The following is a 1165-nucleotide window of genomic DNA, read 5'->3' as shown; positions in this document are numbered from 1 at the left end:
TAGTAATTTATTAACCAATTCTTAACTTAAGATTAACTTTTTGTTGGACTTACTTTCATGATTTACTCCTAGACTATTTAGCGCGCTATCCAACAACCTTGGACAACACTGTGTGTTTACCGTCGCTCCTAATGGCGACCTATTCCTCTGTGAAGATGGTTCAGCAGACCCAATTCATCGTGGGAGTTACTCAGGAATATCAGCTCTACAAGTTCGGTGCTAACACCCTCAATAACCATTAGTTTGGTGGATCCTGCGTCTCGCCAGACTGTCGTTACTTGTTTGTCAATGTACTTGTTTGTCAATGTTTAGAAACGCTATATAATCATTGTAAAAAACTAGGTAACTCTATTTAGCTAAGCCTAGGTTTTGTGAAAGGAAAAAGGTAACGTTATATATAAAGATTAGATAAAGATTTATAGTATTACCTTGATCTATCACTCCAATCTCAACCAAGGGTAATACCAATTAATCAAAAACTGCTATAGTCAATAAGCACCCAGGTGTAAGGGATAAGTAAAACTGGAAATTCATCAACAAAAACTGTTTAATTTAGTTTAATATAGTGGGGGGTAAATCATGCAAAGTTGCGTTAAAAGTTCATCGGCTTGGAGGAAGTTGAGAAAGGGTGAAATTAACTGTGCAACAGCCCTTAAACTGTTGGTTAACCCACAAGGAGAACTAAACCTTAACTTGCTAGATGGGGAAGTCAGCTACCGGTTCTTTAAGCCATTCCCCAATCGCCAAGATTTACCTCCGGTGATTCCGCTGGTACTGTGGCGCAACTGTTATTACCTGGGTAGCCCAGTCCAGTTATCCCCAGAGCAGCTCAAAAAATTAAGCGATCGCACTTTCACCGAAATCAAAATTATTCCCATTGCACCGAAAAGCTACAAGCGATGGTACCACAGGGAAAACAATGATGCCAAATCTATCAGTTCGGTAGCCTTTGTCAATCCCCTGACTGGTGAGGTGGAACAAGAAGACATTACCGAAACCACAGAATTGTATCTGTCCCAAGCGGCTGACCAGATTGAGCGGAGTGAACTACCACGACCTACTTCGTAGAGGTCGTGGCTTCCAACTTCACGGAAGAATGCCTTAACTTGGACGGGCGTCCACGTTTTGGTCTTACTTCTTCTCCATTGGCGTTAACCTCCCCCGT

Annotated in this window: 1 protein-coding gene; it reads left to right on the top strand. The window is 41.7% G+C overall.

Going from position 1 to position 1165, the window contains the following annotated elements:
• The first annotated feature begins 579 nt into the window (after positions 1-579).
• Positions 580-1068 (top strand): hypothetical protein, encoded by a 489-nt coding sequence (locus F6K49_RS51165; RefSeq protein WP_293110595.1) that lies wholly within the window; start codon positions 580-582, stop codon positions 1066-1068.
• The last annotated feature ends 97 nt before the right edge of the window (positions 1069-1165 follow it).

The sequence above is a fragment of the Moorena sp. SIO3I6 genome (assembly GCF_010672095.1).
This window is presented reverse-complemented; position numbering and strand designations above follow the sequence as displayed.

Excerpts from the sequence above, each read along its gene's own strand:
- F6K49_RS51165 (WP_293110595.1), top strand. The coding sequence starts at position 580 with ATGCAAAGTTGCGTTAAAAGTTCATCGGCTTGGAGGAAGTTGAGAAAG.